General features: G+C 64.7%; 5 protein-coding genes and 1 pseudogene. 2 read left to right on the forward strand and 4 right to left on the reverse strand.

Features of this window, described 5'->3' with window-relative positions:
• Positions 1-178 precede the first annotated feature (178 nt).
• Positions 179-1,990 carry an acetyl/propionyl/methylcrotonyl-CoA carboxylase subunit alpha gene (locus AC1DFE_RS23495; protein WP_476908242.1) on the reverse strand — a complete coding sequence of 604 codons (1,812 nt, stop codon included), beginning with the start codon at positions 1,988-1,990 and terminating at the stop codon, positions 179-181.
• A 102-nt stretch (positions 1,991-2,092) separates the two neighbouring features.
• Positions 2,093-2,752 carry a Maf family protein gene (locus AC1DFE_RS23500; RefSeq protein ID WP_476908243.1) on the reverse strand — a complete coding sequence of 220 codons (660 nt, stop codon included), beginning with the start codon at positions 2,750-2,752 and terminating at the stop codon, positions 2,093-2,095.
• A gap of 328 nt (positions 2,753-3,080) precedes the next feature.
• Between AC1DFE_RS23500 and AC1DFE_RS23505 the strand changes: the two are divergent.
• Positions 3,081-4,219 (forward strand): annotated as a pseudogene (locus tag AC1DFE_RS23505) (IS110 family RNA-guided transposase).
• Here AC1DFE_RS23505 and AC1DFE_RS23510 read toward each other — a convergent pair.
• A complete protein-coding gene (locus AC1DFE_RS23510; RefSeq protein ID WP_476908244.1) occupies positions 4,216-4,497 on the reverse strand; it encodes a winged helix-turn-helix transcriptional regulator in 282 nt (93 codons plus the stop codon). The pseudogene AC1DFE_RS23505 and the gene AC1DFE_RS23510 sit on opposite strands and share 4 nt — an antisense overlap.
• Positions 4,494-4,898 (reverse strand): VOC family protein, encoded by a 405-nt coding sequence (locus tag AC1DFE_RS23515; protein WP_476908245.1) that lies wholly within the window; start codon positions 4,896-4,898, stop codon positions 4,494-4,496. Before AC1DFE_RS23515 ends, AC1DFE_RS23510 begins: the two co-directional genes overlap by 4 nt.
• Before the next feature lie 1,251 nt (positions 4,899-6,149).
• Here AC1DFE_RS23515 and AC1DFE_RS23520 point away from each other — a divergent pair.
• On the forward strand, positions 6,150-7,488 hold a 1,339-nt coding region (locus AC1DFE_RS23520; protein WP_476908246.1), incomplete at its 3' end, for an MFS transporter.

Below are 7,488 nucleotides of genomic sequence, written 5' to 3' on the forward strand. Positions count from 1 at the left end.
AGCACATCACCGGAAGTGGAACCGGCGCCAACCCCCAGGCGAACCAACCGGGCCACACCACACTGCCCGAAAACAGAAAACAACCGCAGATCAACCCGCCGCCCCGCACAAACGACCATCACCCACCGTCATGAAAAATCGGGGCTAGCCTTCGGGCCGCCTTAGCCTTCGGGCGGCCTTAGTCTTCGATCGTGGCGATCACGGCGCCCGCTGCCACCGTCTGGCCGGCCGCGGCGGTCAGGCCGGTGACGGTGCCGGCGCGGTGTGCGGTGAGCGGCTGTTCCATCTTCATCGCCTCAAGTACGACGACGAGATCACCTTCGGCGACGACGTCGCCGTCGGCCACGGCCACCTTAACAATGGTGCCCTGCATGGGGGAGGTGAGGGCGTTGCCACCTGCAGCAGCGGCGGCGCCGCCGGTGCGGCCGCGCTTCTTGGACTTGGCCGGCTTCGCGCCCGCGGCTGCCGCCCCGCCGAAGCCCAGGCTGGCGGGCAGCGCCACTTCGAGGCGCTTGCCGCCCACTTCCACCACCACTGTGCGGCGTTCGGCGGCGTCCTCACCGTCGGGCGTGGCGCCGTTGGGAGACCATGCGGGAAGGTCGTTAACGAACTCGGTCTCAATCCAGCGCGTGTGGACGCTGAACGGGCCCTCGGCCGGCGCGAATGCCGGGTTGCTGACCACGGCCAGGTCGAACGGGATGACGGTGGGAATGCCTTCCACCACCATCTCCTCAAGGGCGCGGCGGGCACGCTGCAAGGCCTGCGGGCGGTCCGCCCCGGTGACGATCAGCTTGGAGAGCATCGAGTCGAAGTTGCCGCTGATGACGTCGCCCTCCTCGATGCCGGAGTCAATGCGGACGCCCGGACCGGTGGGGTTCTTGAGGGTGCTCACGGTGCCCGGTGCGGGCATGAAGTTGCGGCCCGGATCCTCACCGGTGATGCGGAACTCGAAGGAGTGGCCGCGCACCTCGGGGTCGCCGTAGCCCAGCGCTTCGCCGCAGGCCAGGCGGAACTGCTCGCGGACCAGGTCGATGCCGGTGACTTCCTCGGAGACGCAGTGTTCCACCTGCAGGCGGGTGTTGACCTCGAGGAAGGAGATGGTGCCGTCCTGGCCGACGAGGAACTCGCAGGTGCCTGCGCCGAGGTAGCCGGCTTCCTTCAGGATGGCCTTGGACGATTCGTAGAGGCGCCGGTTCTGCTCCTCGGTGAGGAAGGGGGCCGGGGCCTCCTCCACGAGCTTCTGGTTGCGGCGCTGGAGCGAGCAGTCGCGGGTGGAGACCACCACCACATTGCCGTGCGCGTCGGCGAGGCACTGGGTTTCGACGTGCCGGGGGGCGTCCAGGAACCGTTCGATGAAGCACTCACCGCGGCCGAAGGCGGCGGTGGCCTCGCGGACGGCGGAATCGAAGAGTTCGGGGATTTCCTCGCGGGTGCGGGCCACCTTAATGCCGCGGCCGCCGCCGCCGAAGGCAGCCTTGATGGCCACGGGCAGGCCGAACTTGTCCGCGAATTCCAGGATTTCCTCGGCGGACTCAACCGGGTCGGCGGTGCCGGGGACCTGCGGGGCGCCTACCTTCTCCGCGATGTGGCGGGCGCGGACCTTGTCGCCCAGGGCGGAGATGGCCTCCGGCGACGGGCCGATCCAGGTGATGCCGGCGTCGATGACCTTGGCCGCGAACTGGGCGTTCTCGGACAGGAATCCGTAGCCGGGGTGGATGGCGTCGGCGCCGGACTGGCGGGCCACCTCGATCAGCTTGTCCATCACGAGGTACGACTCGGCTGCCGTGTTGCCGCCCAGGGCATATGCTTCGTCGGCGAGCCGGACGTGGAGTGCGTCCCGGTCCGGATCGGCGTAGACGGCGACGGAGGCGATGCCTTCGTCCCGGGCTGCGCGGATGATGCGGACGGCGATTTCACCGCGGTTCGCGATCAGAACCTTGGTGAGTTTTGAATGCACTGGACCTGCGGACTGCTCCGGCTTTACTGACAAGGCGTCTCCTTCTTTCCTTCAGGGAGCCTAGCCTGATTTTGAGGATTCCGCTGAGATTGCTGGCGGAATCCGTGTGTAAGAGGCCAGTCCTTTGTAGGGAAGCTACAACTCCCCGGGATTTGCCGGGTCCGGCAGGTCCTGCCAGAACTCGGTGATGCTCACCTTCGCCTGGGCCAGCAGGGAGCGGAGGGTCGAGACCGACAACCCGACGACGGCGTGCGGGTCGCCGTCGACTTTCCGGATGAAGGCGCCGCCCAGGCCGTCGATGGTGAAGGAGCCGGCGCAGTGGAGCGGCTCGCCGGTGGCGATGTAGGCGTCGATCTCCGCGAGCTCCATCTCCATGAAGTGCACCTCAGCGGAGGCGACGCTGCCCAGTGTGGCGCGGGAGCCGCCGTCGTCCGTCGTGTCGCGGCAGTCCACCAGCCAGTGGCCGGTGTGCAGGACGCCGCTGCTGCCGCTCATCCGCAGCATCCGTTGCCGCGCCACATCCACGGTGTACGGCTTACCGTGCGACTCGCCGTCGAACTCGAATACGGAATCGCAGCCGAGCACCAGGGCCCCCTCGGCTTCCGGCAGCGACGCGACGGCCTCAGCCTTGGCGCGGGCCAGGAGCAGGGCGGTGTCGTGCGGATCGGTGACGCCGTAGCGTTCCTGGACGGCGTCCTCGTCGACGTCGGACACGAGGACCTCGTGCTCGATGCCGGCCTCGGTCAGCAGTTTGGTGCGGGCGGGGGACTGCGAGGCGAGAATGAGGCGGGTCACGGCTCCAGCCTAGTTCATCGCAGAAAAACAACTGTGAGTCTTGCAGCGGTTGGTCTGGGACTGCTGGCAGTGTTGATGTCGGTCGTTCTGCCTGGTGCGTGACTCGAAAAACAACTTGCCCCCTTGAGGGTGCGTTTCCCCCGATTTGTCCGCGCTGGGTGGAGCGGCCGGCGTTGACCTGTCTCACGTCGGTGGCTTGATTAGAAGCTTGCCCAGCCTCTGGGGTTGTGGCTCATCACAGTTTTGCCTCGGGGTGACTCTTTCCAGGTTCACTGCCGGTCGTGGTGCGACCTGTCTTGTCCGTTTAGAAGGAAGGAGGGTGGCCGCGTTGACTATCGTTGCGCAGACCCGCCCGTTCGTTATTGGTGTGGACTGTCACGCCCGCACCCACACTTACGCCATCATCGAGGCCAGCTCTAAGCGAGAGGTCGCGTGCGAGCAGTTCCCGACCACCTCGGCAGGGATTTCCCGCGCACTTGCCTGGGTAGGCCGAAGGACAGACGGCGATATGGGGTGTCTTTGGGCTGTTGAGGGTATCGGCTCTTATGGGGCGCGGCTGGCCAGGGCAGTAACGGAGCGGGTTATGACGTCGCCGAAGCTCCACGGATGAACGCCCGAGGCCGTCGGGGGATGGGCAAATCGGACCCGTTGGACGCCGCCGCCATCGGAGCCGCTGTTCTTGGCTTGGAGGAGTCCCAACTCCGGGTTCCGCGGCGGGATGAAGGAACCCGTGCCGGGCTCAGGATCCTGAGCGCAGCCCGGGATCAGTTGACCCGTGACCGAACATTGAATGCCAACGCGCTCCTTGCCTTGCTCCGGGCACATGATCTTGGGATCGACGCCCGTAAACCGTTGGTTCCCGCCCAAATCGTCACGATCACCAGATGGCGGGAACGACAGGAGCCGATGGAACTGTCGATCGCGCGCGAGGAAGCAGTTCGGTTGGCGCGCCGAGTTCTCGAAGTAACCACTCAGCTGGCTGCAAACCAGAAGCGCATGACAGAGCTGATCCAGCAAAGCCCCGCGGCACCGCTGTTGGAGATGGTGGGCGCCGGGGCTGTCACAGTCGCCACTGTCCTGACGGCTTGGTCGCATCCAGGAAGGGTTCGCAGCGAAGCCGCCTTCGCCTCACTGGCAGGGGTGAATTCCTTGCCTGCCTCAAGCGGTAACACTGTCCGGCACAGGCTCAACCGGGGCGGTGATAGGCGCCTGAACCGGGCCTTGCACACCATCACCATGACCCGGATGGTCCATGACCCCGGAACACGGGAGTATGTGGCTAAACGCACCCAAGAGGGCCGCGGCTACCGCGAAATCATCCGCAGGTCCCTCAAGCGCTACATCGCCCGAACCCTCTACCGCCAGCTCAATGCCCTCTACGCCTCCATGGATCAAGCCCGGCCCCATGTTGCTGGGGCGGTGCCCAGCCAACTCGTCGGAGCGTGTCGCGATCCGCGCCAGGCCTAGGCCTCCCCGCTGCCCCAGCGTCCTAGCGCGACGATCGCCTCACGCAAGGCAAGCCCGCGATCGGTCAGCGCATAGGCCCGGGTGTTGTGCCGGAGGGGCAGACGGGACAGTACACCGGCCGCTTCGAGCTCGCGCAGGCGGGCCGCGAGAATGTTCGTCGGCACTCCGAGGTCGCGCTGCAGATCGCCGTAGCGCTGCGGCCCGTCGAGCAGCCGCTCCACGACGAGCAAGGCCCACCGTGCGCCAACGATATCGAGGGCCGCGGCGAGGTCGCTCACACGGTCGGAACGGCGTCCGGCTTCATCCAAAACGGCGAGTAGTGGTAACCGTCAGGGTCGTCGAACTGGCGCTGGTACATGAAGGGGTAATCGTCGGTATCACCGATTCGTCCACCGGCGGCACCGGCGCGTTCGACGAGCTCATCGACCGCTTCACGGCTGCCGAGGTCGAACGAGACCGTGACCTTCGAGGGCGTTTCGGGTCCGCCGACCAGTTCCTCGGCGCCGCCGACGCTCGCATACATCTCGCGGGTGCCGAGCATGACGTACTGCTCGGGCGCGATCGCGAAGCATGACACGTTGTGATCGGACATTTCTGGGTTGAGGGTCCAGCCCAGGGCGGTGTAGAAGGCGGTCGCGCGCTCGACGCTCTCGACCGGGCAGGTGATGAAGAGGCTCATGCGGGCCATACTTGCAAAATGCAAGTGTCACGTCAAGACTCAGCAGCGCGGTCCGGGACTTGCTGGCGAGTAGGAGCAGGTTAAGAGGTACGGACGAGTAATAGGACCAGGCCGTGCGTTCGGCCTTGGTGCAGGCAGGGACCCCTAACCGGGCGTCGCCGCATTGCTCAGGCCGAGATGTCTTATATGGCTAGGGTTTCGAGGCGTCGAGGTTTCGAGACGTCGGTGAGGACCGGACAGTTTCCGGCCGGCACGATTGGGCGCCGTCCTTCGGCACGAGGACTGACGCCGGCCGACCCGCGGAATTCCATTTCACCGTTGGCCAGGCACTCTCAGGTTTGCCGAGTCTGACCCAACCGACCGAGACCAACGGTCCCAATAGTAGGCGGCGGCCTGCAGGAATCCTTTTCTGTATGGCGATGACGGCTCGTCGCCGTCAGGACGTACGCTTCTCCACACCTGGCCACCAGAGGTGTGCGCGGCGTATCGATGTCAGGCCACTCCTCCGGCGACAACCCCTTCTGGGCCTTATTGAGCCGGTTCAGGTGTTGACGAATCAGGCAATCGGGCTGTTTCCGGAACTGAGTGGATTCCTCCATGGTCGCGCCCTTATCCGTGAGGTTCCGGTAGTTTGACCCGTCGGTTTGTCAGTGAATCGGGGCCAGGACCTTGAGGGTGGCCGGGCGTTCTCATATATTGAGGCCGCTGGAATCTGGTCGGGGTGATGGCTGACAAGCGACGCCAGAATGCTGGTCGGGGTCAGGTGGTTGGCGGCAATGCCTTCCCTGGTGCCTTAGCCGGTCCAGTTTGTACTCCATTGGGGCAGTGCCCAGGGCTGTCGAGGTTCCAAGGAACTGGGACGCTCGTGCAGTTGAGACGAATTCCCACCCCGACGTGCCCCTCCGTCCCACTTCACTGCCAGCGGGAAGGGAGGTTAGCCCCAACGCTCAGAAGGCCACGTTGCCGGGCGTAATCAAACGAAAACGCTTGACTATACCTGTGGTCTGCCACACACTGTTGCATATTACGAAGCTTATTGATCAGTACGGAACAGACCACCAAGAAGCGCTGTAGGTTTCGCGATTCGACAACGCCGAAATCATCTCGCGAGTCCTGGGCAGCCATATCGGCTGGGACCGAGCCAGCAGGCCTCGTCCAACAGTCGCCAAAGGCGGCGGCTGTCCGTGCGTCTAGGAAACGGAAACGGCACTCTGGTGCCGTTGCGCTGAAGCTAGAAGGGAACAAATCTCAATGACCCATCCGACCGGGACGACGGCCTCCGTCGACACCTCCATACCAAATGAGACCAGCTCCAAGTTCAAACGCCGCTTCATGGTGCGGCTTGTCGCCGTCTTCATCGGCGGGATGTTCCTCGACGGTTACATCCTCGGAATCATCGGCCCCGTCACCGGACCCATGCGGTCAGATCTCCAGCTGGACGCACTCTCTTTGGGCATGATCGCTGCGGGCCCGCTGGCTGGTATCTTCGTCGGCTCCCCGCTGGCCGGGTGGGCTACTGATAAGTTCGGACGCAAGCCCATGTTCCTCGTGGACATGGGCCTGTTCCTGGTCGCCTCAGCGGCCCAGTTCTTCGTAACYTCCGGGGACGGGGCSGTGATCCAGCTGGCCATCATCCGGTTCGTCATGGGCGTCGCGATCGGTGGCGAGTACTCMATCGGCGGGCCATTGCTGTCAGAGTTCTCTCCTCCGAAGCTCCGCGGGCGTTTGCTCGGGCTGACGCTGATCGCCTGGTACGTCGGTTTCATGATGGCATTCATCATCGGCACGCTCCTGCACGACGCCGGCACCCCATGGCGCCTCGTAATCGGCACGAGTACGATACTCGCATTTGTCCTGTTCCTCGCCCGCATCGGCCTCCCCGAATCGCCGAGCTGGCTCATTTCGAAGGGACGGCGTGAGGACGCACTCGCGATCGCACGCAGATACGTCGAATCACCCGAGATGCACAACAGCATCACCGAAGAGATCGATCTGAGGATGATCCAGGAGGCTCAGGCCGCGCAGAGCAGGACCAAAATCAAGGGCGCCTCCTTTGGGATGCTGTTCTCGAGGCAGTACTGGCGCATCACCCTCTTYACCGCAGGTTTTTGGTTCTGCGCGGTCACTCCGTACTTCGCGATCGCGACCTTCGCCGACGACGTGCTCAACCAATTCGGCTTCGGCGGCGGCTGGGCCGGTGGAGTCGGCCTGTCTGCACTTGCGGTCGCGGGTGTTGTCACCAGTGTGCTGCTGATTGACAAGCTCGGCCGCCGAATCCTCACCGTGCCCGGGCAGTGGCTCTGCGCAGGTATCCTGCTGATCATCGGAGTCTGGACGAACGCACCAGCGATCCTCGTGYTCGTCCTGTTTCTCGCCTTCTCCTACTTCAATGCCGGCTACACCACGATGACCCAGGTCTATCCGGCCGAGGTATTCCCCGGCCACCTGCGCGGCATCGGCACGGGCTTCGCCGCGGCCTTCAGCCGCATCGGAGCCGCACTCGGCACCTTCGCCCTGCCATGGGCGATCAGCAACATCGGCATGGGCCCAACCATGGTCGTAGCCGCCGCCGTCGCATTACTCGGCGCAG

The organism is Arthrobacter sp. 05T423 (assembly GCF_056396245.1).